Origin of the sequence: Mesorhizobium sp. CA8 (assembly GCF_020164955.1) — a bacterium.
Lineage (GTDB): Bacteria > Pseudomonadota > Alphaproteobacteria > Rhizobiales > Rhizobiaceae > Mesorhizobium.
In genome coordinates, this window is record NZ_JAIUHG010000026.1 from 18,582 (window position 1) to 42,848 (window position 24,267).

Annotated in this window: 21 protein-coding genes and 1 pseudogene; 15 read left to right on the forward strand and 7 right to left on the reverse strand. The window is 62.2% G+C overall.

From position 1 onward, the window contains the following. Positions 1–239 precede the first annotated feature (239 nt). The 3 genes from LB553_RS24050 to LB553_RS24060 all read left to right on the forward strand — a co-directional run bounded on the left by LB553_RS24050 (position 240) and on the right by LB553_RS24060 (position 4,533). Entirely contained in the window at positions 240–707 is a 468-nt protein-coding gene (locus tag LB553_RS24050; protein ID WP_224516789.1) for a hypothetical protein, read from the forward strand. A 483-nt stretch (positions 708–1,190) separates the two neighbouring features. After that, positions 1,191–2,378: an NADH-quinone oxidoreductase subunit D gene (locus LB553_RS24055; RefSeq protein ID WP_224516791.1), complete on the forward strand. Its 1,188-nt coding sequence runs from the start codon at positions 1,191–1,193 to the stop codon at positions 2,376–2,378. 1,288 nt (positions 2,379–3,666) lie between these two features. After that, positions 3,667–4,533 (forward strand): glucose 1-dehydrogenase, encoded by an 867-nt coding sequence (locus LB553_RS24060; protein ID WP_318011523.1) that lies wholly within the window; start codon positions 3,667–3,669, stop codon positions 4,531–4,533. Between the two features lie 1,121 nt (positions 4,534–5,654). Here the strand turns inward: LB553_RS24060 and LB553_RS24065 are convergent. Continuing rightward, the gene (locus tag LB553_RS24065; protein WP_224516795.1) at positions 5,655–6,329 is read right to left on the reverse strand and encodes a GntR family transcriptional regulator; all 675 of its coding nucleotides are present in this window, start codon (positions 6,327–6,329) and stop codon (positions 5,655–5,657) included. A 292-nt stretch (positions 6,330–6,621) separates the two neighbouring features. Between LB553_RS24065 and LB553_RS24070 the strand changes: the two genes are divergently transcribed. The 10 genes and pseudogenes from LB553_RS24070 to LB553_RS30830 all read left to right on the forward strand — a co-directional run. Beyond that, on the forward strand, positions 6,622–7,749 hold the full coding sequence (locus LB553_RS24070; protein ID WP_224516797.1) for a BMP family ABC transporter substrate-binding protein: 1,128 nt from the start codon (positions 6,622–6,624) through the stop codon (positions 7,747–7,749). A gap of 20 nt (positions 7,750–7,769) precedes the next feature. Then, positions 7,770–8,894, forward strand: coding sequence for an ABC transporter permease (locus LB553_RS24075; protein ID WP_224516799.1), 1,125 nt, complete (start codon positions 7,770–7,772; stop codon positions 8,892–8,894). Continuing rightward, complete coding sequence (locus LB553_RS24080; protein WP_224516914.1) at positions 8,894–9,820, forward strand: ABC transporter permease; 927 nt, start codon at positions 8,894–8,896, stop codon at positions 9,818–9,820. The genes LB553_RS24075 and LB553_RS24080 overlap by 1 nt, the downstream gene beginning before the upstream one ends. 14 nt (positions 9,821–9,834) lie before the next feature. Further along, on the forward strand, positions 9,835–10,536 hold the full coding sequence (locus LB553_RS24085) for a cysteine hydrolase family protein (RefSeq protein ID WP_224516801.1): 702 nt from the start codon (positions 9,835–9,837) through the stop codon (positions 10,534–10,536). 10 nt (positions 10,537–10,546) lie between these two features. Beyond that, on the forward strand, positions 10,547–12,079 hold the full coding sequence (locus LB553_RS24090; protein ID WP_224516802.1) for an ABC transporter ATP-binding protein: 1,533 nt from the start codon (positions 10,547–10,549) through the stop codon (positions 12,077–12,079). Continuing rightward, on the forward strand, positions 12,079–12,747 hold the full coding sequence (locus tag LB553_RS24095; RefSeq protein WP_224516804.1) for a cysteine hydrolase family protein: 669 nt from the start codon (positions 12,079–12,081) through the stop codon (positions 12,745–12,747). The genes LB553_RS24090 and LB553_RS24095 overlap by 1 nt, the downstream gene beginning before the upstream one ends. Continuing rightward, positions 12,740–13,090: a cupin domain-containing protein gene (locus tag LB553_RS24100; RefSeq protein WP_224516805.1), complete on the forward strand. Its 351-nt coding sequence runs from the start codon at positions 12,740–12,742 to the stop codon at positions 13,088–13,090. The genes LB553_RS24095 and LB553_RS24100 overlap by 8 nt, the downstream gene beginning before the upstream one ends. After that, positions 13,087–14,889 carry an allophanate hydrolase gene (gene atzF, locus LB553_RS24105; protein WP_224516807.1) on the forward strand — a complete coding sequence of 601 codons (1,803 nt, stop codon included), beginning with the start codon at positions 13,087–13,089 and terminating at the stop codon, positions 14,887–14,889. Before LB553_RS24100 ends, atzF begins: the two co-directional genes overlap by 4 nt. A gap of 562 nt (positions 14,890–15,451) precedes the next feature. Further along, positions 15,452–15,640: a hypothetical protein gene (locus tag LB553_RS24110; protein ID WP_224516929.1), complete on the forward strand. Its 189-nt coding sequence runs from the start codon at positions 15,452–15,454 to the stop codon at positions 15,638–15,640. 110 nt (positions 15,641–15,750) lie between these two features. Further along, positions 15,751–15,915 (forward strand): annotated as a pseudogene (locus tag LB553_RS30830) (integrase); the annotation flags it as partial. 50 nt (positions 15,916–15,965) lie between these two features. On the opposite strand, the gene LB553_RS24120 reads toward LB553_RS30830, so the two are convergent. Next, positions 15,966–17,021, reverse strand: coding sequence for a cation:proton antiporter (locus LB553_RS24120; protein WP_318011524.1), 1,056 nt, complete (start codon positions 17,019–17,021; stop codon positions 15,966–15,968). 568 nt (positions 17,022–17,589) lie between these two features. After that, entirely contained in the window at positions 17,590–18,633 is a 1,044-nt protein-coding gene (locus tag LB553_RS24125) for a class I SAM-dependent methyltransferase (protein ID WP_263484201.1), read from the reverse strand. Between the two features lie 297 nt (positions 18,634–18,930). Between LB553_RS24125 and LB553_RS24130 the strand changes: the two genes are divergently transcribed. Further along, positions 18,931–20,904: a putative bifunctional diguanylate cyclase/phosphodiesterase gene (locus LB553_RS24130; protein WP_224516917.1), complete on the forward strand. Its 1,974-nt coding sequence runs from the start codon at positions 18,931–18,933 to the stop codon at positions 20,902–20,904. A 1,008-nt stretch (positions 20,905–21,912) separates the two neighbouring features. Here the strand turns inward: LB553_RS24130 and LB553_RS24135 are convergent. From LB553_RS24135 to LB553_RS24150, 4 genes are read right to left on the reverse strand one after another with little or no spacing between them, the layout of a single operon-like run. Continuing rightward, positions 21,913–22,395: a hypothetical protein gene (locus LB553_RS24135; RefSeq protein WP_224516919.1), complete on the reverse strand. Its 483-nt coding sequence runs from the start codon at positions 22,393–22,395 to the stop codon at positions 21,913–21,915. Beyond that, positions 22,370–22,945, reverse strand: a complete 576-nt coding sequence (locus tag LB553_RS24140) for a hypothetical protein (protein ID WP_224516811.1) — start codon at positions 22,943–22,945, stop codon at positions 22,370–22,372. Before LB553_RS24140 ends, LB553_RS24135 begins: the two co-directional genes overlap by 26 nt. Next, complete coding sequence (locus tag LB553_RS24145) at positions 22,912–23,289, reverse strand: hypothetical protein (protein WP_224516812.1); 378 nt, start codon at positions 23,287–23,289, stop codon at positions 22,912–22,914. The genes LB553_RS24140 and LB553_RS24145 overlap by 34 nt, the downstream gene beginning before the upstream one ends. Positions 23,290–23,344: 55 nt before the next feature. Further along, positions 23,345–23,797 carry a hypothetical protein gene (locus tag LB553_RS24150; protein WP_224516814.1) on the reverse strand — a complete coding sequence of 151 codons (453 nt, stop codon included), beginning with the start codon at positions 23,795–23,797 and terminating at the stop codon, positions 23,345–23,347. A 148-nt stretch (positions 23,798–23,945) separates the two neighbouring features. Between LB553_RS24150 and LB553_RS24155 the strand changes: the two genes are divergently transcribed. Next, positions 23,946–24,215, forward strand: a complete 270-nt coding sequence (locus LB553_RS24155; protein WP_224516815.1) for a hypothetical protein — start codon at positions 23,946–23,948, stop codon at positions 24,213–24,215. Positions 24,216–24,267: the final 52 nt, after the last annotated feature.

Below are 24,267 nucleotides of genomic sequence, written 5' to 3' on the forward strand. Positions count from 1 at the left end.
GCGGTCAACAGTTGAACGGGCGCAGGTCGCAGAATCGATAGTTGAAGGGACTCCAATGGCAAACGAGCGCGAGAGTAGTAACCTGGCGGGCACGCACAGAGAGCAGAAGGTTGAGCCGGAGAAGCTTCCGCCAGAGCAGATGACGGCTGCGGCAGGGAACCACCGCGCGGTGGACTGCGGCGCGCTGTTTTGGTCCTGGGCAATGCCGTCCAACATCGGCTGAGGCATGGAAGGCGAATGTGAGCGCCAGAGCGATATTCGAAGGATTGCGTGCCGACGGTCAGAAGCTTCAGGAGCTGACGACGAGCGTGCTTGGCGCCGACGGGGAGGGAAGCCGAGAACTGCTCGCCCTCACAAAGATCATCGACGACATCAATGCCCGCTCCAATCAGCTCCGACGAGAGATTGAAGCGGGCGCAACATGTGAGGCGGTTTTAATGTCAGATCAGGAATCCTCGTCAAAGCTTTCGCATGGAGTGAGTATCAGGTCCCGATCAGGCGAGGCGGCGGAGGTCGTGATCGTAGTGCAAGCCGGAGACAGCGATTTCGACGAGCCAGCCCTGTTAGCTAAGGCCTCGGCTCAACTCGCCGATGCAATCAATGCCCACAAACAGAATACCTCTGAACCGCAATCGCGGCCGGAGGAACCGATGGCTTCCCCCGACGCTCCGACCACACCAGGCTCCGGGGCCTGGTGGAATGGCTGAGGCCTCTCGATCGGTCATCGCTGGCCGGCGTGGCCGGTGTTGGCAACGGCCGTCCGTTTCGAACGAAAGGTCGATAGCGATCCCGAGCTACCGAGTCCAAGAGAGGAACATTTGTCCGCGAGACCGGCTGGGCTGCGTCCACCTTCTTCGCGCCACGGCGAGACGTGACCGCGTCGTGCTCGGACGTGCGCAGCCACTGCCATCCCTGCATGCCTGGAACCGACCTGTGCTCGGGCAAAGGCTTAAGCCGGGCATCGAGATCGATCGGGCCACAGCGTTGAAGCGGCGAAAGCAATGTCATCGGGCCGCCGCCGATCCAACCGTCGGACGGGGTAAGACCCGGTTCGGTCGGCATAGATATTCGAGCCGGTAGGCGATGGCAGTGTGCAACAGCCTGCGGCGCATGAACCGACGGCGCCCGCCTTGCCTGGAACACCAGCGCCACTTTCGGGTTTGGCGCCGCTGCTTGGAATAAAAAGTTTCATGGCCGAGTCCGCCGTCAGGAACTTCAATATCAATTTCGGTCCGCAGCATCCGGCGGCGCACGGTGTGCTTCGCCTTGTGCTCGAGCTTGACGGCGAGGTGGTTGAACGGGTCGACCCTCATATAGGTCTGCTCCACCGCGGCACCGAAAAGCTCATCGAATACAAGACCTATCTCCAAGCCCTGCCTTACTTCGACCGCCTCGATTATGTGGCGCCGATGTGCCAGGAGCATGCCTGGTGCCTGGCAATCGAGAAGCTTGCGGGCCTGACCGTGCCGCGGCGCGCGCAATTGATACGTGTTCTTTACAGCGAGATATCGCGGATACTGTCCCACCTGCTCAATGTCACAACCCAGGCATTGGATATCGGCGCGCTAACTCCACCGCTATGGGGCTTCATTGAGCGAGAGAAGCTGATGGTGTTCTATGAGCGGGCCTCAGGCTCTCGCATGCACGCCGCCTATTTTCGGCCTGGCGGGGTGCACCAGGACCTGCCGCCGGATCTCGTCGAAGATATCGGCAAGTGGATCGATCCCTTTCTGAAGTCCGTCGCTGACTTGGATCGGCTGCTCACCAACAACCGCATCTTCAAGCTTCGCAACGTCGACATCGGCCAGATCTCCGAGGCGGACGCCTGGGGATGGGGCTTCTCGGGCGTGATGGTGCGCGGCTCGGGCGCTGCATGGGACTTGCGGAGGGCGCAGCCCTATGAATGCTACGCCGAAATGGATTTCGATATACCCGTGGGCAAGAACGGCGACTGCTACGATCGGTATCTCGTGCGCATGGAAGAGATGCGCCAGTCGGCGAACATCATGCGCCAATGCGTCGATCTGCTGGTGAAGGAGGGGCCAGGGCCCATCTCCAATCCGGACGGAAAGATCGTGCCGCCGAACCGAGCCGCGATGAAGCGCTCGATGGAAGCGCTGATCCATCATTTCAAACTCTATACGGAAGGTTTCCGCGTGCCGGCGGGAGAGGTCTATGCTGCTGTCGAAGCGCCCAAAGGCGAGTTCGGCGTCTATCTGGTCGCGGACGGCACGAACAAGCCATACCGGTGCAAATTGCGGGCGCCGAGCTTCGCACACCTGCAGGCGATGGACCTGCTCTGCCGAGGCCACCTGCTCGCGGACGTCACGGCCGTCCTGGGGTCGATCGATATCGTGCTGGGCGACGTGGACAGATAGCTCCGAGCCCTTGAGGCGCGAGCCCAACGTTCAAGTTGGGCCGGTACGGCACCGTTGTGCTCTTCCGAAACAGCCTCCATCAAATACCGATTGTTCGGCATTCCCGGCGAGACGCTGGACGGCTGCTCGACGGCATCGGCAACAGGCTAACCTACAAGCAGGATACCGCCCAGTTCGGCGGTTCGGCGCGGGTCGGCATGGCGCATCAGGCGCTTCTACCTGCAGCCCAACGATCCAGTTTCGACGGGTGGCCTTCTCCGCCAGGAGGAGGGCTCGGTCGGCGCCTTCAGCTTCGAAAGCAGCGACAACATGTTTATGCCGTGACGCCGGCGCTGGAGGTCGGAGCCGAAATCCCAGTCAACGACATTGCCAGTTGCCGCACCTACGGAAAGGCCTGCGTCGAGTTCTCCCCCCAAGCGATGGGAGATCGTGGGAACGTTTTCGCTGCCGCCGAGAATCTGCCCGGCAACCCCGCATTGCACCTGACGGAAGCCATCGATTCGCAGCTCTATCGGGTCCGCGCCGCGCGCCGGAGCTCAATGTGGTCAACGGCGTGGGGTTGGCGGTCAGTACAACGGCGCCTTCGGGGAGCGCCCAAGCAGAACGCGCTCAGCGCGCCTCTACGTTAAGCTGGCTTCGGGCGGGGTCAGGAGGGGATATCAATCTATTCGGAAGGTCTCCGGCGGATGTAGCGCGTCCACTTTCGTTTCCCCGTCAGCCGGCTCGGCACAGTTGAAAGGCGATCCTATCCTCGACGTCAGGCGCCATGGCGCAGGAGACCAGCGGCAACCCCGGTGCCGGCGCTACGATACGGAGCATTGGATGGACCCGAAAAGGAGGCGCCAATGTACAAAACGCAGGAAGAAGACCGAGCAGGTCGAGTGCTTCGGTTGCCCAAGCCAAGGTCAGTGAACCACCCAAGAGCATCGCACTGCCTCTGAGCAAGGTGGCGAGATGCTGGCCCGGTACGGTGAGATCGGAATGCTGTGGAACGGCGCCGGAAACGCTAGGAAGCCGGCTCACGCAGGGCGCAGGATCGAGAACAAACGAGCTTAGGGGTGCAATACCGGCGGTAGATGGAACCTTCGCCCGCCAGGCAAGTTCGGCCTCGCAATTTCCGGACTTCGCAGCTGTTGCCCGTTCCATTGAAACAGGAGCCTTCAAGGCTCCCGACGAAACCAGCAGTTCCGACTAACCGAGCATCGGGCGAGTACGGTCCGAGCCCGGCAAGCAAGGCACCACCCTCGAATTGCCTTCTGGCGATTCTTACAACACGTGAGATATGAGAATGTCCGCTTCTATCCACCCCGATCTCGATGGAAAACTTCCAGAGCAACAGCAGAGCGCACCTGGAACCATGAGTAAGATGTCTCCCCGGCCAGACCACGGAGAGCAAAGCTACAGGGGCAGTGGTAAGCTTGCTGGTCGTGTGGCGGTTATAACGGGAGGCGACTCAGGCATTGGCAGAGCAGTTGCAATCGCGTTCGCGAGAGAGGGCGCAGACGTGCTTATTTCCTACCTGGAGGAGCACGAGGACGCCCGCGATACCGCTCAATGGATCGAGCGGGCAGGCCGAAGAGCCGTCCTCGTTCCCGGTGATGTCGGCGACGCAGCGCATTGCCGGCACATTATTGAGACAGCAGTAAGTGAACTTGGCCGCCTAGATATTCTCGTCAACAATGCAGCACATCAGGCGAGTGTCGACAGCATCGCAGATCTGACATTTGAGGAACTGGATCGCACTTTCAAAACGAATGTCTACTCCCAGTTCATGCTGGCTCAGGCTGCATTGGAGCGGATGGGCGAGGGCGGCAGGATAATCAACACAGCCTCGATCCAGGCTTCCGATCCTTCGCCGCCGCTTCTTGCCTATGCAGCTACCAAAGCGGCCGTCGCGAATTTCACCAGGGGGCTCGCCAAGATGGTCGCAGAGCGGGGCATCAGAGTGAATGCGGTCGCACCGGGCCCGGTCTGGACGCCACTCATTCCCTCGACCATGCCCGCCGAGAAAGTAAGGGAGTTTGGCCGAAATACCCCGATCGGCAGGCCAGCTCATCCGGCGGAACTTGCTGGCGCGTATGTACTGCTCGCGTCCGACGACGCGAGCTATATGGCAGGTGCGGTTGTCGCGGTTACCGGCGGCCGCCCCATGTAGACTCGCCGCAACTCGCGCGCCTGTGCCAAGGCTGGCGACGAGTTGCCTTGCGTAAGGTCATCGGCAGCGATTCCCCTGATGAGCCCAGAGGGCCAAGGGGGGCGTCCATTCTGCCGCTATCGCGCTTGACCCCAGCGATTGCTGCCGTTGGTCGGCGCCGCTTAACCTAGCAGAGTTGCAAAGGATGACTCGCGGATCCATACGCAGTTCAGTTCTAGCGCGAAATGCTCAGCCTCTACGGTTTTTTATGTCGTTCGCCTTTAGCCGATCCATGATCGCACGCAAGTGGTCGGGCAACCATCTCTCCGTGCGAAAAATCGGGAGCGCACGCAAGTGGCGTCGCATTATTTCGTTTTTGAACTGCTGTCGCAGAAGTGATGCAGCCTGTTCCGTAGTACGCCTGTTCCGCTGCATCGTTTATCGGCAAACTTGATCCCAGATACCGAGCAGAACTGGGCGTTAGGTGAAAGGTTCCTCAGCTCTGTTCCCCAGCCTTCGCTTCTGCCGGAAACACTGCAAGCTGACGCTCGGCTCCGGGGCTCAATTGGAACGCCGGCTCGCCCCTTGAGGTCAGCCTCCGACCGCGCCGGAATATGCCGCCCCCTGAGAAAGGGACAAGTCCTTGGCAGCACCATTTTCGCATGGAGGTTGCCCACCATACTGTCGCCGTCTGCCTCGATGGTCCCACAGGCTGCGCGTCGCGGTCGACAGATGGAGCCATCCCACCGTTGCCACGCTTTCGGCGGATGGGCTGGAAAAGGTTCGGACCCGTTGCCGTACAATACGTGAGTATTTGAAAAGGCCTCGGACGGTTTACCGATGACCGGCGTTTCCCACGCGTGAATTCAGTAATCCGGCCGAGATTTCGAGGATGCCAGCTCCGGTCGCCCGGCCTGATTAAGCCAAAGCCCAATCTCCAGCAGGTTGGCTTTATGCGCTGATCAAGCAAAAGGGGCCTACCCGCTGTCGGCCCCTTCAACCAACCGAGTGCGCGCTTCAGCGAACTCCAAATGGGTGACCATTAACGGCAGCTCTGCGCCCCATCACGGTCGTTGGAGCGAAACTTTGCGCCGCCTGGGCGCCGACATCTTCTGCTAAGATTCGGACCGTCCGGAAATTTTTCAGGCCACGTGCCGCCGAATTGGCTTGCGATCGTCAGCCGCGAACACCGCGCTCGCCTCGCTGACGATTGAGACATGGTCCCTGGCGGCCTGGCCCGCAGCCACGCTATCTCCGCGCATGATTGCGGTGACGATCAGGTCGTGTTCCTGCCAGGATTTGGCCAGCCGTCCGGGCAGCATGAACTGCGCGCGGCGGAAGGGTGCCAGCCGGCTGCGGGTCATCACGGTGAGTTCGTGGATATGCGCATTGTGGGCGCCACGATAAAGCCGGCTATGGAACTCGGTGTTGAAATACTCATAGTCCTCCTCGGCGCCCAACTGCACCATCCGCGCCGAAGCCTGGTGCTCGATCTCGAGCCCGCGACGCTCGCTGCTGGTCATGCGCTCGGCCGAGAAGCGCGCGCAGATCGCTTCCAGTTCGGCCATGCTCTCGAACATCGAGGCGAGATGCTCCTGCGTCACGACGGCAACGATAGCACCCCTGTTGGGCCGTCTCTCGACCAGTCCCATGGCGCTGAGCCGGCCGAGCGCCTCCCTGACAGGGGTGCGTGATACGTCGAAGCGAGCGGCGAGCGAGGTCTCGTCCAGCTTTTCGCCGGGACGCAGGTAGCCGGTGACGATCCGGTCGCCGATCGCCCTGACCATCTGATCCACGGTCGTGCCCGACCTGATCAAGCTGCGCTTCCCCGACAATTTTCCTCCGTCGCGTCTCTCGTGGAGTCGGTCGACTCGTTGGCCTTCGACTCGGATATGCCCTCTATGCCTTTATTTTAATCTGCCTGTCAAATTGGCTACTTTCAAGGCAAAAAGTGCATGCAATTGCCTCCGGCATAGGCATAAGCCTTCGAGCTGGTTACTGATTTTATTGATTAATTTTCAAGACACAAACTGGCACAGTGATTGCATGCACTTTCTTCGACGGCATGTTAACCGACCCGGAAAAGGGTCTCAAAGGGGAGCATTCACTATGACCGACAGATTCATGCTTAACCGCCGCCAACTGCTCAAGACGACCGCTGCAGGAGCCGCGCTCGGCCTCGCCTCGGCATCCTTTCCGATCAGCCGTGCCTTCGCCACCGCCGCCACTGTCGGCTTCATCTATGTCGGCCCGAAGGACGACTATGGCTACAACCAGGCGCATGCCGAAGGGGCGGCCGCGCTGAACGGCATCGAAGGCATCTCCGTCGTCGAGGAGGAAAACGTTCCCGAGACGGTCGACGTCCAGAAGACGATGGAATCGATGATCAATCTCGACGGCGCCTCATTGATCTTCCCAACCTCCTTCGGCTATTTCGATCCGCACATGTTGGCCATGTGCGCGAAATTCCCCGACGTGCAGTTCCGCCATTGCGGCGGCATGTGGGACAAGGCCAAGCACCCGATGAATGCCGGCTCCTATTTCGGCTATATCGGCATGGGCCAGTACCTGAACGGCGTCGTCGCCGGCCACACATCGAAGTCGAAGAAGCTCGGTTTCGTCGCCGCCAAGCCCATTCCGCAGGTGCTGCTCAACATCAATTCCTTCCTGCTCGGCGCGCGCTCGGTCGATCCGGCGATCACCTGCCAGGTCATCTTCACCGGCGAATGGTCGCTGGCGGTGAAGGAAGCGGAAGCCGCCAACGCGTTGGTCGACCAGGGCGCCGACGTCATCACTTGCCATGTCGACAGCCCGAAAGTGGTGGTCGAGACGGTCGCGGGCCGCGGCGCCTTCGTCTGTGGCTACCACGCCAACCAGAGCCCGCTGGCGCCCGAAAAATACCTCACCGGGGCCGAGTGGAACTGGGCCAAGGTCTACAAGATGTTCGTCGACGACCTCATCGCCGGCACGCCGCTGCCCAATTTCACCCGCGGCGGACTGGCCGACGGCTTCGTCAAGATGAGCCCGCTCGGTCCCGCCGTCGGCGAGCCGGCCCGCAAGCAATTCGACGCCACCTTGGCCGAAATGATGAAGGGCGGCTTCTCCGTCATCAAGGGCCCGCTGAAGAGCAACAAGGGCGCCGTCGTGGCGACGGAGGGCCAGGCCTTCGCCGAGACAGCCATCGAGCTCGAAAGCATGGACTATCTCGTCGAGGGCGTCGTCGGCTCGACCGCCTGAAGCCGAGCGGAGACGGGACTATGGCCGATACGGTCAGCAGTGCGGATGCGCCGGCCCTGCTCGGCGCCAAAGGATATCCGGCGGCGCTGGAAGGGATCGCGCGGCGGGCGGAAGCTTTCGTCATTCCGCTCGGGGCACTTGTCGTCGGCATGGCGCTGTTCAGCCTGTTCATCGCCCTGGTCGGCAAGTCGCCGGTCCTGCTCTACGAGACCATGTGGCGGGGCGGCTTCGGTTCGTGGTTCTCCATCCAGAATTCGCTGTCGCGGGCCGCACCGCTGCTGCTGGCGGCGCTGTGCGTGGCACTGCCGGCGCGGCTCGGCCTCGTCGTCATCGGCGGCGAGGGCGCCATCGTGCTCGGCGGCGTCAGCGCCGCTGCCATGGGCGTGGCGCTGAGCGGCGCGCCTTCCTTCATCGTCATTGTTGCCATGGGCGTGGCGGGCCTGGCCGCCGGCGGCATCTGGATCGGTGCCGTCGGCGCGCTCCGCCACTACCGGGCCATCAACGAGACCATTTCCAGCCTGCTGATGGCCTACATCGCCATCGCCCTGATGAACCAGCTGGTGGAAGGGCCGCTGCGCGACCCGGCCTCGCTCAACAAGCCCTCGACCCAGCCGCTCGCCAACATCTACCGCATCGGCAACATTCCGGGCATGGAGGTGCATTGGGGGCTTGCGGTCGGCGTCGTCGCCTGCGTGCTCTCCTGGGTGCTGATCGAAAAAACCCGCTGGGGCTTTGCCGCCCGCATCGCCGGCGGCAATGTCAGGGCAGCGCAGGTGCAGGGGCTGGCGGTCGGACCGCTCATCGTCGGCTTTACCGCGCTCGCGGGCGGCTTTGCCGGTCTTGCCGGCATGCTGGAAGTCGCAGCCGTGCAAGGCAGTGCCAACGGCTCGCTCGCCGCCAGCTATGGCTACACCGGCATCTTCGTCGCCTTCCTCGCCCGCCACAACCCACTGGCCATCATCCCGGTCGCGATCCTACTTGGCGGCATCGACGCGTCCGGCGGGCTGATCCAGCGCCGCATGGACCTGCCCGACGCCGCCGTGCTGGTGCTGCAAGGCATGCTGTTCATCGTCATCCTGCTCAGCGAAACCTTGTACGGCCGCGTCAAGGCCTTCAATCCCGATTTGTGGCGGAGGGCCTCGTGATGGATGCGACCGGGATCGGCCTCTGGGGCGTGCCGCTCGCCATACTCGGCGGCGCGATCCGCGTGTCGACGCCCTTCATCTTCGTTTCGCTGGGCGAAGCCATCACCGAGCGCTCCGGCCGCATCAATCTGGGGCTGGAAGGCACGCTCGTCTTCGGCGCCATGACCGCATATGCAGTCGCGGTCATGACCAACTCGCCATGGCTCGGCCTGCTGGCCGCTGCGGCCGCCGGCCTTTGCTTCGGCCTGTTCCATGGCTGGATCTGCAAATTCCCGAAGGTCAACGACATCGCCATCGGCATCGCGCTGATGCTGTTCGGCTCAGGGCTCGCCTTCTTCTTCGGCAAGCCGTTCATCAAGCCGAAAGCGCCCAACCTTCCGGCCATTCCCTTCGGCGCCTGGTCCGACATTCCGCAGGTGCAGGCGGCACTCGACGTCAACGTCCTGTTCCTGATCGGGGCAGCACTTTCGCTGGTCCTGTGGTGGGCCTTCCGCAACACCCGCGCCGGCCTTATCGTGCGCGTCGTCGGCGACAGTTCCGACGCCGCGCGCGCCATGGGCCTCGACCCGAACACAGTGCGCCTCATCGCCACTGGCGTCGGCGGCGCGCTGGCCGGCATCGGCGGCGCCTATCTGTCGCTCTACTATCCCGGCAGCTGGACGGAGCGCATCTCGTCCGGTCAGGGGCTGATGGCGGTGGCGCTGGTCATCTTCGCGCGCTGGAATCCGCTCGGCTGCTTTGCCTCCGCGCTTCTGTTCGGCGGCGCCGGAGCGCTCGGACCGGCGCTGCAGTCGGTTGGCGTCACGCAAGGCTACTATTTGTTCTACGCCGCCCCCTACATCCTCACCCTCATAATCATGATCGCCACCTCGTCGCCGACACGCTCGCTAGCGGGCGCGCCGGGCGAATTGTCGATCACCAAGTAACTGGAGTTTTTGCCATGAACGCCAAAGCGGAAATCACCCGGTGCTATATCGACGCAGACCCATATCCGTGGCCCTACAATGGCGAGCTTCGCCCCGACAACACGGCGTTGATCGTCATCGACATGCAGACCGATTTCTGCGGGCCGGGCGGCTATGTCGATCATATGGGGTACGACCTGTCGCTGGTGCGCGCGCCGATCGAGCCGATCAAGTCCGTGCTGTCGGCCATGCGCGCGAAAGGCTACACCGTCATCCACACCCGCGAGGGCCACCGGCCCGACCTCGCCGACCTGCCCGCCAACAAGCGTTGGCGCTCGCGCCGCATCAATGCCGCCATCGGCGACCCCGGCCCCTGCGGGCGCATCCTGGTGCGCGGCGAGCCGGGCTGGGACATCATTCCCGACCTCTACCCGGCCGAGGGCGAGCCGATCATCGACAAGCCCGGCAAGGGCTCCTTCTGCGCCACCGACCTGGAGCTGATCCTCAACCAGCGCGGCATCGAAAACATCGTGCTCACCGGCATCACCACCGATGTCTGCGTGCACACCACCATGCGCGAGGCCAACGACCGCGGCTTCGAATGCGTGATGCTGGAGGATTGTTGCGGCGCGACCGACTACGGCAATCATCTTGCCGCGATCAAGATGACCAAGATGCAGGGCGGCGTCTTCGGCGCGGTGTCGAGCTCGGCATCCTTCGTCGCCCAGCTGCCGTAAGGAAACCAGGATGAGCGCGATCACCGGCAACAAGGCCGTCGGCGTCGAGACCATCGGCATGACCATGCGTTTCGGCGCCTTCACGGCGTTGGGCGACGTCTCGATCAAGGTGCCGGCCGGATCCTTCCACGCGCTGCTTGGCGAAAACGGCGCCGGCAAGTCGACGCTGGTCAAATGCACAATGGGCTTCTATCACCCGACCGCCGGCGACATCCTCGTCGACGGACGCGAGGTGGCGATCGCCAGCCCCAGGGACGCCTCGGCGCTCGGCCTCGGCATGGTCTACCAGCATTTCACGCTTGTCCCGTCGCTGACCGGCGCCGAGAACCTGGTCATTTCGCGTGAGAAGGTTCCGGGCGTGATCGACTGGCGCAAGGAGCGCGGCGAGCTTGCAAAGTTCATGGATCGAATGCCGTTCAAGCTGCCGCTCGACGTCAAGGTGGCCGAGCTCGCTGCCGGCGAGAAGCAGAAGCTGGAGATCATCAAGCAGCTTTATCTCGGCCGCTCCTTCCTCGTGCTGGACGAGCCGACCTCCGTGCTCACCCCCGGCGAGGCGCAGGAAGTGCTTGGCCTGGTGCGCGCCATGACCAGGGCCGGCGAACTGACGGTGCTGATGATCTCGCACAAATTCCATGAGGTGACGCAATTCGCCGACGATGTCAGCGTGCTGCGCAAGGGCAGGCTGACCGGCACTGGCCGCGTCCTCGACCTCGACCGCAAAGCCATGGCGGCGATGATGATCGGCGACCAGCCGATCGCAGCCCTCGACAGCCGCGCCGAGCCCAGGCCGGACGCCGAGATCGTGCTCAAGGTCAAGGCGCTGAAGGCGCCGGACCGCACCGGGCTGAAGTCGATCCGGATCGAGGATCTCGGCGTGCGCGCCGGCGAGATCGTCGGCATCGCCGGGATTTCCGGCAACGGCCAGAAGGAATTCCTAGAAGTGCTGGCCGGGCAGCGCCCCCGCCATGCCGGCGAGGTCATGGTGCGCGGCGCCGCCTATACGGCAACGCGGGCCGAGGCGCGCGCTCTCAATGTGCGGCTCATTCCCGAGGAGCCGCTGAAGAATGCCTGCGCGCCTAAAATGACGGTGGCCGAAAACATTTCTTTCCGCACCTTCGACATCGACGGCAACGGCAAACCGGTGAGCTGGATCAGTGCCGGCGCCATCAGAGCATTCAGCGCCAGGCTGGTCGAGCAGTTCAAGGTCAAGACCGCATCGCTTGCCTCGCCGATCGCATCGCTGTCGGGCGGCAATGTGCAGCGTGCCGTGCTTGCCCGTGAGCTCACCGGCAAGGTCGACCTTCTGATCGTCTCCAACCCGTGCTTCGGCCTCGACTTCTCGGCCGTGGCCGAAATCCGCGCCCGGATCATGAAGGCGCGCAATGCCGGTGCCGCCGTGCTTCTGATGTCCGAGGATCTCGACGAGCTGCTCGAGCTCTCGGACCGCATCTTCGTCATGTCGGACGGTGCGCTGGTTTACGAGACGCCGATCGCGCAGGCCAGCGTGCAGACCATCGGCGAGCATATGGCGGGGCACCACTGATGGCGGAAATCGCAGCACAGCCATTTCCGTTCGCCTTCAAGCCGCGGACCTTGGCGCTGGTCGTCATCGACATGCAACGCGACTTCGCCGAGCCCTGCGGCTTCGGCGCCAGCCTCGGCAACGACGTCAGCCGGGTGACCGCGATCGTGCCGACGGTGAAGAGATTGATCGACGGCTTTCGCGCCGCCGGCCTTCCGGTGATCCACACGATGGAGTGCCACCGGCCCGACCTTTCCGACCTGCCGCCAGCCAAGCGCAATCGCGGCAATCCGTCGGTTCGTATCGGCGACGTCGGGCCAATGGGTCGCGTGCTGATCGCCGGCGAGCCGGGCACCGCGATCCTCGACGAGCTTGCGCCGCTGCCCGGCGAGATCGTCATCGAGAAGCCGGGCAAGGGCGCCTTCTATGCGACCTCCTTCGGCGATGACCTGAAAAGGCTCGGAGCCGAGCAGCTCGTCTTTGCCGGCGTCACCACGGAAGTCTGCGTGCAGACGACGATGCGCGAGGCCAACGATCGCGGCTATGAGTGCCTGCTCGCCGAGGACGCCACGGAAAGTTATTTTCCCGAGTTCAAGGCGGCGGCGATCGCCATGATCATGGCGCAGGGCGCCATCGTCGGCTGGACGGCGACGACCGACCAGGTGCTCGAGGGAATTGCCAATGCCTAATCTTGCCTTTGCCGGCCTGCTCGACGGCGGCTTGCGCGACCTGGCGTTCGAGCCTTTCCGCGACGGCATCGGCGTGCATTGGCTGCTGAAGGGCGGGCCGGTCGAGCCGTCGGTCGCAATCCTGAAATACCGGCCCGGCGCCGGCGTGCCGCGTCACCGCCATGTCGCGCTGGAGACCATCGTCGTGCTGGAAGGCACCCAGAGCGACGAGAACGGCGACTATCCTGCCGGCAGCGTGATCCTCAATCCGGTCGGCACCGAGCATTCGGTGTGGACGAAGGACGGCTGTGTCGTGCTGATCCAGTGGGACCTGCCGGTGATCATCCTGGGGGAGACGAAATGAGTGATATCCACTTCGACATAGCGAGTCTGCGCGCCGCCTATCGTGGAGGCATCGGCGTCGGCGATGTGATCGCGGCGATTTATGCCCGCATCGAGGCAGCCGACGATCCGGGCATCTTCATCCATCTCGCCGCCAGGGCGGATCTGCTTGCCGCGGTCGAAGCGCTCGGCCCGTTCGATCCGGTGGCAAAACCGCTGTGGGGCATTCCCTTCGCAGTCAAGGACAACATCGACGTCGCCGGAATGCCGACGACTGCGGCCTGCGCGCAATACACCTATTGGCCCGACAAGGACGCCACCGTGGTGGCGCGGCTCAAGACCGCCGGCGCGCTGGTCGTGGGCAAGACCAATCTCGACCAGTTCGCCACCGGCCTCGTCGGTGTGCGCACGCCCTGGCCGATCCCGCGCAACGCCATCGACGCGGAGCTGGTGCCGGGCGGCTCCTCCTCCGGGTCGGCGGTGGCGACGGCGCGCGGCATCGTCTCCTTCGCGCTTGGAACCGACACCGCCGGCTCCGGCCGCATCCCGGCCGGCCTCAACAACATCGTCGGGCTGAAGCCGACCGTCGGCGCGTTGTCGACGGGCGGCGTCGTTCCGGCCTGCCGCACGCTCGACTGCGTGTCGGTGTTCGCGCTGACCGTCGACGACGCCTATGCAGTGTTCTGCGTCGCGGCAGGGCGCGATACCGCCGATCCCTATTCGCGCGACATCGCCGTCCGGCCGCTCGCCGCGCGTCCGCCTGTGCTGAGCGTCGGCATCCCGGCAAAAGCCGACCGGAAATTCTTCGGCGATGCGGCTATGCAGGCCGGCTTCGAGGCCTCGCTCGCCATGCTGTCGCGGCTCGGCTGCCGGCTGGTCGAAATCCCGTTCGGCGATTTCTACGCCACCGCCAACCTTCTCTATGAGGGCGCCTGGGTGGCCGAACGCTATGCTGGGATCCGCGATTTCATGGAAGCCAACGAAGCCGCCATGCACCCGGTGACGAGCAGGATCATCGGCGGCGCCAGGAAGCTGTCGGCGGCGGACGTCTTCCGCGGCCTCTATGCCTTGCAGGCCTACCGGGCCAAGCTCGCCCCGCTCATCGCCTCCGTCGACCTGTTCTGCGTCCCGACCGCGCCGACGCATTACACCACCGCCGCCGTGCTCGCCGATCCTGTCGAGACCAACAGCCGGCTCGGCACCTACACCAATTTCGTCAATCTGCTCGACATGTGCGGCATCGCCGTGCCGACCGGCACGCGCGATGACGGCCTGCCGATGAGCGTGACGCTGCTTGCGGCCGCCGGACTGGACGGCCTTGTGGCGTCCGTTGCGCGCGATCTCCATGCCGAGAGCGGTCTCACGCTCGGCGCGACCGGCTGGCGGCAGCCGAGCGCGCAGCCCGTCGGCGCACCGGCCGAAGACGGGACGATCGAATTGGTGGTGGTCGGCGCTCACCTCTCGGGAATGCCGCTCAATGGCCAGCTCAAGGAGGCCGGCGCCCGGTTCTGCCGGGCCATAAGGACGGCCGCTTCATACAAGCTTTATCAGCTCGCCGGCCAGGCCACGCCCAAGCCGGGGCTAGTCCGTGTGGAGAGCGGCGGCACTGCGATCGAGGTAGAGGTCTGGCGGCTGCCTGCCGACGCCTTCGGCCGCTTTGTGGCCGCCATTCCGCCGCCGCTGGGCATTGGAAACATAGAGCTTGACGACGGCAGCACCGCCAAAGGCTTTCTGGTGGAATCCGCGGGCTTGCTTGGCGCTTCCGACATCTCGTCATTCGGCGGCTGGCGCCGCTTTCTGTCAGATCGCGTTCCCGTTTGAACGCGCCGTCAACGGATGCCGCGAAGCAAGAACAGCTGGCGGCCCGACCGAGGCAGTTTTAACTTCTGACATCCTTCGTTGCGAAGCCGGAAAGCCGCCATTCCGCTTGCGGCCCCATTTCTGTCATCTTGAGCGCTGCCCACGTGGGCAACGCTCAACCTTCGTTTTTGAAGCTCGTCCGTCGGAAACTGGTGTTTTGCGCTGTTTTACTCGAAAATCAGTGGGATGCGGCGACTTAGCTTTGCCCTAACTCGGGTTCTCAGCGCTTACGCCGCTCAGCACTAAAGGACTTCAGGTGAGCAACGTGAAGGGCTAACTACTTGCTCCGCAACTAGAAATTGGCGCGCCCGGCAGAATTCGAATCTGCGACCTCTGCCTTCGGAGAATGGATAATCGGTTTCGCAGAACCTGTCCATTTCTATCCGATCGCGCGCTATACCGCTGAAGTCACAAACAAATTCGAATTCAGTAAGCGCCAAGGCTACGACAAGGCGGTCGAAACCCTGCCCTGTCGTGCTTACGCTTTGCTTACGCGCGGAATCTTTCAAGGAGTCGCCCGAGCATGGCGAAGCTGACCAAACGAACTGTCGGTACCACGGAAATTCGTTCCGCCGATTATGTCATTTGGGACGAGGAGTTGCCCGGTTTCGGGTTGCGCGTCTTTGCCTCGGGAAGAAAAGCTACGTCGTGCAATACCGTTCTGCAGGCCGGTCGCGTCGCTAGTCATCGGCCTGCGTTGGGGCGAAGTTGATATCGCGGGCAGTTGCCTGCGCCTCGCCGACAGCAAGGAGGGAGCATCAGTACGTCCCATCGGCTTGCCAGCCCTGGAATACCTCGAAGGTCGCCGCGACGAGGAACAGGATGCTGAAGACTGCGTCTTTCCCGGCTGGGAGGACGGCATGCCGTTCGAGAGCTTCCCCAGGGCAGTGGACGAAGCTGCTCAAGGACACCGACTTGGCCGACATCACGCCGCACGTTCTGCGACACAGCTTCGCTAGCATCGGAAATGACCTTGGGTTCACCGAAGCGACGATCGCCGCCCTGGTTGGGCATTCGCGAGGCACGGTGACCAGCCGCTACAGCGCACGCGAAAGGGCAAGCGCGAGCGAGCCGCGCAGTCCACCCCAAACCAGGACATGCTGGTACTTGAGATCCACCTTCAGCGAAGTCGGGTTGAGGAGGGCGCAGAGCGGATAGATGGCCAGTACCCGGCCCAGCAGCATGAGTGCGACGGCTACTGCAGAGCTACCCGCAAAGATCGCGAGAGGCTGGTGCGCCTCATGGCCGCCAATCAAGATGAAGACGATCGAGTTGGCGAGGAACGCGGCATAGCCCCAGAATGCCAGCACGTGGCTTCGCGCGTTGGCCGATATCGCGCCCTTCCAGCCCACATTCCCAACCAGAAGTCCGGAGGTGAGCGTCGCAAGAACGCCTGACATGCCGAATTTCTCGGCAATCAAAAAAGATCCATAGGCCGCGATCGTGGTGAGAGTGATCTCCACCAGGTGATCCTCCGTCCGCCCCGCGATAAGAAGGAGCACTGCTGCGACGGCCGCGCCGATCGCGATGCCGCCGGCGACGATCCAGACAAAGGAAGAGGCGATGGCCACGGGCGTGGCGCTGGCGTCCGACGCCATGGCGATCAGGATGGCGAAACCGACTGCCGCCGCGCCATCGTTGAGCAGGCTTTCGGATTCGACCAGTAGTCCAAGGCGCGGCTGCACTTTCAGCTCCTTGAATGCAGCCAACACCGAGACCGGATCCGTCGCCGCGATCAGCACGTCAAACAGGCTTGCGCCGGTCCAGCTCCATCCGAGCAGCCAATGCATTCCGAGCGCTACAACAGCAGCGGCGATCGCCACCCCAGGAAAGGCGAGCAAAGCAGTCACCGGAAGGTTGACCCGGAAATGGCGCCATTCGATTTCAAGCGCCGCCTGGAAAATCAGCGGCGGCAGAAACACCGTGAAGATCAGCTCGCGGCTGAGTGGCAGCTCGGTTCCGCCCGGGACAAAGCCGCTATCCCGGCGGCCACCAGCCCGACGCTGTAGGGAAGGCAGCCGCCTTGAGATCATGGCGACAAGCGAGGCCGTCAGAAGGATCAGCCCCAGCGTGGGAATCGAGAGTTCGTCCATGCCGGATCATGGCTGGACGGGATGGGATTCGGCAAGCAAGAGCCATTGTCACCAACAAGCGCGGTCGTGGATGGCGGCAGCTGTGGACAGGCCAGGAAGGTCTCGGCCGATTTTTCCTTCGAGGACGGATTAATTAACCTGCCGTCTGACGGTGCGACATCGAAGTCGGCGAACGCCGGCGGATACCAGTGTCTTCGCACGCACGGCACCCGGACCCGGGTTCGCAACTCAGTCCCCAGGGATCCAAATGCTAACCTGCCCTCGGAGGGGAGTTAGGGCGTTCTGCGCGCATCTGACCAAAACGCTGGACGTGAAGGTCCTATCGCAATGCCGTTGGCCTCTTGGTGCGAGCGCAAGATCGAAGTAGCCTGGCAGTTGCTGGCGCTTGTCACGGATCGACGCTGTCGTGTCGGGATCGGCTGGCCGAAGGACGACCATTCGTGCTCGGCGTCTGGGGAAGATTTGGCCTGCCGGAAAAATCAGGGCGAGGCCGCATATCACCAAGATAGTTGTGAACGTGTTTACAATGATCTCGCCCAGCCGCATCGCGATCCACCGCGTGCGCTGTCTAACCCCGTTTTCCGATGACGCCGTAAAGCACGTTTCGGTTCTCGCCGAAGAACACTTGCGCCTCGACCGTGTTGCGGTCGACGCTCCCATTGATGATGTTCCACATATCGGCCTCAGATCGCAGCAGCAGCACCCAGTCCATAAACGTTTCGCGGTATCCGGCGTCGGGATTGCCCTCGGCGTAGTTCGCGAACAGGAACGTGCCGCCGGGCTTCAGCATCTGCATGCAGTGTTTCGTGAGTTTCACTGCGACATTGTGCGCAAGATAGTCGTAAAGGCCCGAGGCATAGATGAGATCGAACTTGCCGAGCCTATGACCCCTAGCGAGCACGGTCCTCACCGAACCGTCCAATGCCTCGACCGCTGTGCCCTGGAATTCGCGCGCGATCAGGCCGACGCTCTGCGGGTCCTGATCGAGTGCAACCCAGCGCTTGATGTGCCCTTCCGCCAGCGCCGCCGAACGATTGGCCTCCCGCAAATGGCCGGCAGCTATTGCCAGAACCTCGGTTTCCGGCCCGTTTCTGGCCGCGGTCTCATCGACATAGCGGGTCAGAAGATCGCGCCGCTCCCGTGCAGCGATGCAGGACGGCACATTCTTGGTATGGCTGTAGAGCGCCGTGCCGATCTCGGAGGCGTTCGCCACGCTGTCGGCCACATGAGGGTCGCAATAGATGTAGTCGAGCAGCTGCGCGTCGCCGGAATAACCCCTGGGCTTTGTGAAAGACCAGCGCGTCAGCGGGTCTTCGAGAAAGTATTCCAGGATTGGATGGTTCTGCGCCACCGGTATTAAGGATTGCCAGACATCGGGGCGAAGCCTGGATCGCAGTGCGTTGAGCGTCGACAGCAGGCGGCTAACAAGATCGGCCGGGTTCTTACCTCGTTCGATCTGCTGGCTGGTCGTGTGCAGGATGAGCGCAAGCTCAGCGCGTGCGGTTTCGAACGCTTCGCCATGATGTTCTGGTTTTCGATGTAGGTTGGCGGCGATTATCTCGGCTGTAATCAGGCTTTGGCCATCTAAGACGGTTCGCACGCGCCGCTCCATAGTTAACAGGCAGTTAACTTATTGCGTAGAATGCGTCATTTGCCAATGCCGGCTCGGACGCATTTTACCGATATGATTAATTCTCCGTTAACCATTTCAGATGTTTGAGCATCTCCTGGCTCGGAGTCCGGGTTCCAGTTAATGCAAACTTGGCCTGCGCCAGTGCAATGATTGCGTGGCAAACCGTGTCCCAAGGAGTCGACGCGTGGGGCAGAAGCTGGAAAGGATCTCGCAACGCAAAACCCCGTTCAGCGGGGGGGTGCTGTGAACTACCGCGTCTCCTCCGCATTGGCCGATATGGCGCATGTGGAGCCGCACGAATCCCGCTGCGAGCCGGGGCGTGACGAGCTCCGCGTCCTCTATCGAGCGGAAGCCCAGGCGAAACGAAGAACGGAAGCCAGGCCTGGGCTATGGATGGCAGTCGCCATTTATTTGACGTTTTCGGCAACGGATCTGCTGCTGATACCGGACGTGGCGGCCTATACGATTGTAGCCCGCTTCGTCGTCGGCATAACAGCCTTGCTGATTTTGGAAGAACAGCTTCGCCGCGGGGTCGCGACGGAATGGCTCGATTTGACTTGCGCCGGAGCCATCATTTTCGGTTATGTCGGTTGGCTTTGCCCAGCCTTTACCGGCGCCGACAAGGAAAGCGTTGGGTACTACATGGTGTTCGGCACGATTTTCATGATGAGTGCCAATCTTTTCTTCACGTTCAGCTTCAAGTTGTCGATAGTAACGTCAACAATAATAATGTTAATATTGTACCTGGTAAACTATTTTTTGCCCGCTACATTAACCTACAAGATGGTGTTCGCGACCTTCTACGTGTCGTGCTTTACGTTCACGTCATATGTGAACTGGAAGCTGAATGGGGAGCGCTACAACGTCTTCCTGAACGCCCTGGAAGCCAAAATTCAGCACAGGGAGGCCACAGAGCGCGGCAAGGCCCTGCTGCGGCTATCGCGGACAGACCCGCTTACGGGGCTGGAGAATAGGCGGGCAATCGATGAGAAGCTGCGTGACTACTGGAGCGACTGGCAACAGCTAGGCAACGGTTTCGCGGCCATCCTTATCGACGTGGATTTCTTCAAGAAATTCAATGACTGCTATGGCCATCAGGAAGGCGACCGTTGCTTGATCCATGTCGCCAATGCGCTTCGCGATCTCATTAAGCAATATGACGGTTCGATCGGGCGCTACGGCGGCGAGGAATTCATCGTGCTGGTCCGTATGGACAAGAAGGAGCGGGTCGCGGAGCTAGCGGAAGCCATTTGCCTCACAGTGGAAAGGCTGGCTCTTACCCACGAGCTGCGGCGTGACGGCATCTCGATCGTCACGGCGAGCGTCGGCGCCGCCTTGACCAGAGTGCAGGCTGGCGCAAAGCTGGAGAAGATCATTCACGAGGCTGATCGCGCGCTCTACCTGGCAAAAGCCGGCGGCAGGAACTGCGCTCGGCTGTTCGATCCGACCGATCCCCAGAGCAGCGACGAGAGCGAGAACATCGCGGCTTTGCTGAAAATCGCGATCGGCCAGAATCTCGTCTCGCTCGTTTACCAGCCCATCCAGGATGTCGCTTCGGGCAAGGTCCACGCCGCCGAGGCTTTGATGCGCCTCAAGATGCTGGACGGCACTTTGGTTCCGCCAAGCCTGTTCATTCCCGTGGCGGAAAGAACCGGCGCCGTCCTGGAACTCGGGCGCTGGGTGATAAGATCGGTCTGCACCGAGCTCCTGGCGGACGACCACATCGGCGTCGTCAGCGTCAACGTCTCGCCGATCCAGCTCAAGACGCCCGGTTTCGCAACGTCCGTCGCCGGCATATTGGGCGAGACCGGTGTTGCCGGCAGCAGGCTGGCCTTCGAAATTACCGAAGGCCTCGAGATGGAGATGCATTCGGACGTTCTACGCTGCATCAGCGACCTGAAAGTGCTGGGTATCAAGATATGGCTTGATGATTTCGGGACGGGCTTCGCAGGCCTTTCGTGGCTGCGTCTCATCGATTTCGATACGGTCAAGATCGACCGTTCGTTCCTTCACGCCTGCGGTACCCAGAAGGGCATGGCGATGCTCCAGGACATCGTCGCCTTGGTCCGAAATCGCGGCCCCAAAATCCTGGTCGAGGGGGTGGAAACCGACGAGCAGATGGCGCTCATACACGAGTTCGCCATCGACAAGGTCCAAGGTTACCGTGTTGGCCGCCCTGCTGCCGCCGGAAGCTTCCAGGCAAAGCGGACCAACCAGAAACGGCCATTTACCGTGCTAAAGTCCGCATGACCGAGCAGGCGGCGGCGTTCAGGGTGGGAAGCCGCCGGGGCTCCGACCGGGCGGCCTTGCTGATTTTTGATCTCTGATCGGCGATCGAATGGCGGACGGGAACGGGACGCTGACACGATCCTCGCTGCTTCGCCGGCGCACCGTCGCCATGATCGCGTCGCTTGATGCGCGGTTCGCCATGCTAATGTTCGTGCTGTCTGCTCTTGATATCTCCTTCCGGACGGCGCAAAGCTTGGATGTCGTCTTTCATAATAGCGGCCCGACAGCTCCGCGTTGGGGTGCGTTGGGTTGAACCGCCGGGCCTAACCGACTCGGTAGGGGAAGAGTCGGCTAAAACGCGAGGCTAAATTAGCGCCCCCGCATTGATATAGATGTTTATGTCTTTCCACCGGTTTCGTAGCTCCATTGGTCGCGCCAGCAGCAACGGCATCGCCGCTGCGGGTATCAGGAGTCGCCGCCATGTTTGAACCCAGCTGCCGGTAGCGCTCGGCCCTACCGTGCGGCTGAACCCTTGCATTCCACACGCTGGCTTGGACCGGCGTGCATCTTACAACATCGGCATCGTGGGTCCGTCTGCTTAGATGCTTGGGCTTCTCAAAGAGGTGGAGGTTTTCGGGGTATCCAAGCCTGAGCGCGGCGTTGCAATCTGGTATCTTTGGGCTGATAGGACGCTTTCGATGGCGTCAGCGGGCGCCTTTCAGCCGACTATGACGGGGCTATGCTCGCCAGCACCTGAATGAACATCTGCGGAAGCAGTTTTCCGTCGGGATTTACGAGTTGGCGGATAAGGCGTTCGTCTCACGCGCTTTGCGACTGGCGGGGCAAGGCACAGGTGCGCCGGGACACGCAGGCTCTCCGTCGTTGTCATTTAAATTAGCCTGGACCAGGCCGATTCTGTCGATCGGCATCTTGCCCCGGGCCGGGTCACCACTTTCCTGGGATTGCCCAGCTGGAAAGAGCGTCGGTCTCCAGATCATGTCGGTTGCGCGCGCCCGTGGCCCACAGGCATCATTCGCAGCGGACAGTGACCTCGGCCTGATAACTGCCTGCCGGGAAGATGCCCGGCGACTTTGTGGCGGTCAGATCGACCTGGATCGTATGGGTCCCGTTGGTCAGCTTTTGCGGCGAGCTGCCCGGGACATCCAGCCCCGAGCCGTCGAGGCGGAAGACGGAGGCGAAGGTGAGGTTGGTGTCGCCGCCGGTCGGCGCGGACGTGAATGCGGCCGGCGCGGGCGCGGAAACGGTATAGCAGTCTAGCAGGTTTAGGATGGAACACAGCGTCGAGTTCGCGGTGATGGTGGCGCCGGCGCTCGAGCCGCCCGCCTGCTTGGAGCCGAAGATGTTGATAGCGGGGTTCGATTTCATCGTTCCCGGTGCCCCGATCACGATTGTGCAGGTGCCGATGATCGCCGCCTGCGCCGGGAGACAGACCCAGGCAAGCGCTGCCAACGCCAACAGCGCGCGGCTATTTCCGTTTCTTTTTCTTTTCACCACCGGCCGTGCCTCTGATACTCCAGCCTTCGTTGGCCCATCCCCTTGATTTGGCTTGGGCCGCGCTGACTTGAGCCGCGCCGGCTTGGGGTTCGGCGCCCTGGGGTGGAGAGGCGGCCACACTCCCCACGGTCTGGCCGTCGGCGCCGAGGCCCATTTTGAGCAGCTTCAATTCAAGCTGCAGGCGCTCGACTTCCAGCTCGTAGAGGCGGCTGCAATCGACGCGTTTCGGCGTCCGCCCGATCGGGATCACCACGCGGCCATAGGTGGCGATGTCGCTGTTGGCCTGGTTGCTGTTGTTATTGCCGCGGATGATGCCGAGGTCGAGATAGGCGCCGCTGCCGGAAACGGCCGAGCGGCAGGTGGTGCCATCGCTGGCATGAACCTCGTCCTGGCCCTGGGGCAGGGTGACGCCGGGCAGGCTGAAACCGGTCTGGTTCTGGTTCAGGTTCAGGTTCAGGATATCCTCGGCAAGCCCCTGACTGACGGCAGCCAGGGCGGGCAGCAAGGACAAGGTCAGAACCTGCGATGCCCGAAGAACTTTCCGCATATCTGTGCCCTTATCTGGGTCTGCTCGCTTGGAAAGGGGATACTCTCGGTACAGATGCGCACTTTGCGCTCATTCGCGCCGTCGAACGGCACGACCACTAGGACAGGGCGCGAGGCCTGGCCGGCCAGAAGGAAGGTGCCCGGCGTGATCCTGGCCGCGACCGGCTGGAAATCCTGGTCGTAGACATGGACCTCGACCCGGATGCGCTGGTTGTACGGATTACCCGGAAAGACGCGGACGGCAAAGGCATCGGTGAAGGATCGCACCTCACCCCGCATCGGCGTCATCGACTGGGCGATCGCTGCAACGGGAGACAGCGCGGCGATCAGGCCCGCCCCAAGCATTGAAATTCTTCTCAAGGACCGATCCTTTCGCATTAGGACTATTCGCAGCGCAGCGTCACCGTCGCCTGATAGTTGCCGGCGGAGAACCGGTTCGTGCCGCTCTTGGTGCCGCGAGATTGACCGCCACCGTCGATGTGCCCGGCACCGTCAGCGCGGTTGCGGTGCCGGTTTCGGCAATCGTCTGCGCGCCTGAAGTGGCGAAGGTCGGGATCCATGTCGTCGCCGTGGTGTCCGAGACCGGCACGGTCGTCGTGGTCACGGGGTCCACGCTGAGCGAGACGCCGCCCGTCGTATCGACCTGAGCGCTGCCTGCCGAGCCGGCGGCATTATGTGAGCTCAGCGACTGAAGATTGCTGCTCACGGTCATAGTGCCGTTGGAGTTGATCGTGATAGTGCAGGTCGCGGTGACCGTGCCGCTGAACAGCACATTTCCGGTGGCGGCCGATGCCCTCTGGCCAGCGCAGACGGCCAGCAGGCTCGCAGCCATGATGGCGCGAAAGAACTTCATTGAGATCCCTCTTTCGAGCCGGACGATGCGGCTCAACGTAGGGCTTATCATCCATTCGTCGTGGTTAATTTAGCGTTAATTAATATACGTTCGGTAAGCAGTTCCAAGAATGTCGGTCTGAACCCCAGGTTGTTACAGGTTGCATTTCATGGTTAAAACGGTTCACCTGCTTGTCTTGTCCCAATTTATTCTTCAATGCGCGACCTGCCCGATCATGGCCGATCTGATGACGTTGTGCCTCGTTCCGCGCGACATCGTTGTCGCAGCGATTGAGACCACTAGACGATGCCAAGAAGAGACTCGGCAAGCCTGCCGGCGCATGTTCCATTGGTATGGTTCGGTGGTGAACATCAACCCGGCCCTGTTCAACTTCGTCGTTGCAGCATATGAGCGCCTGAAATTCGTGGCGTCCCTCTAGCGGGAGAGGCGATTGAAGAATTCGAGGCGAGCTATCGCTATGAAGAAGAGCA

What these genes read in the sequence shown, in the direction of transcription:
- LB553_RS24055 (WP_224516791.1), top strand. Translation starts at nt 1,191, where the DNA reads ATGGCCGAGTCCGCCGTCAGGAACTTCAATATCAATTTCGGTCCGCAG.
- LB553_RS24060 (WP_318011523.1), top strand. Translation starts at nt 3,667, where the DNA reads ATGTCCGCTTCTATCCACCCCGATCTCGATGGAAAACTTCCAGAGCAA.
- LB553_RS24070 (WP_224516797.1), top strand. Translation starts at nt 6,622, where the DNA reads ATGACCGACAGATTCATGCTTAACCGCCGCCAACTGCTCAAGACGACC.
- LB553_RS24075 (WP_224516799.1), top strand. Translation starts at nt 7,770, where the DNA reads ATGGCCGATACGGTCAGCAGTGCGGATGCGCCGGCCCTGCTCGGCGCC.
- LB553_RS24080 (WP_224516914.1), top strand. Translation starts at nt 8,894, where the DNA reads ATGGATGCGACCGGGATCGGCCTCTGGGGCGTGCCGCTCGCCATACTC.
- LB553_RS24085 (WP_224516801.1), top strand. Translation starts at nt 9,835, where the DNA reads ATGAACGCCAAAGCGGAAATCACCCGGTGCTATATCGACGCAGACCCA.
- LB553_RS24090 (WP_224516802.1), top strand. Translation starts at nt 10,547, where the DNA reads ATGAGCGCGATCACCGGCAACAAGGCCGTCGGCGTCGAGACCATCGGC.
- LB553_RS24095 (WP_224516804.1), top strand. Translation starts at nt 12,079, where the DNA reads ATGGCGGAAATCGCAGCACAGCCATTTCCGTTCGCCTTCAAGCCGCGG.
- LB553_RS24100 (WP_224516805.1), top strand. Translation starts at nt 12,740, where the DNA reads ATGCCTAATCTTGCCTTTGCCGGCCTGCTCGACGGCGGCTTGCGCGAC.
- atzF (WP_224516807.1), top strand. Translation starts at nt 13,087, where the DNA reads ATGAGTGATATCCACTTCGACATAGCGAGTCTGCGCGCCGCCTATCGT.
- LB553_RS24110 (WP_224516929.1), top strand. Translation starts at nt 15,452, where the DNA reads ATGGCGAAGCTGACCAAACGAACTGTCGGTACCACGGAAATTCGTTCC.
- LB553_RS24120 (WP_318011524.1), bottom strand. Translation starts at nt 17,021, where the DNA reads ATGGACGAACTCTCGATTCCCACGCTGGGGCTGATCCTTCTGACGGCC.
- LB553_RS24125 (WP_263484201.1), bottom strand. Translation starts at nt 18,633, where the DNA reads ATGGAGCGGCGCGTGCGAACCGTCTTAGATGGCCAAAGCCTGATTACA.
- LB553_RS24130 (WP_224516917.1), top strand. Translation starts at nt 18,931, where the DNA reads ATGGCGCATGTGGAGCCGCACGAATCCCGCTGCGAGCCGGGGCGTGAC.
- LB553_RS24140 (WP_224516811.1), bottom strand. Translation starts at nt 22,945, where the DNA reads ATGCGGAAAGTTCTTCGGGCATCGCAGGTTCTGACCTTGTCCTTGCTG.
- LB553_RS24145 (WP_224516812.1), bottom strand. Translation starts at nt 23,289, where the DNA reads ATGCTTGGGGCGGGCCTGATCGCCGCGCTGTCTCCCGTTGCAGCGATC.
- LB553_RS24150 (WP_224516814.1), bottom strand. Translation starts at nt 23,797, where the DNA reads ATGAAGTTCTTTCGCGCCATCATGGCTGCGAGCCTGCTGGCCGTCTGC.
- LB553_RS24155 (WP_224516815.1), top strand. Translation starts at nt 23,946, where the DNA reads ATGGTTAAAACGGTTCACCTGCTTGTCTTGTCCCAATTTATTCTTCAA.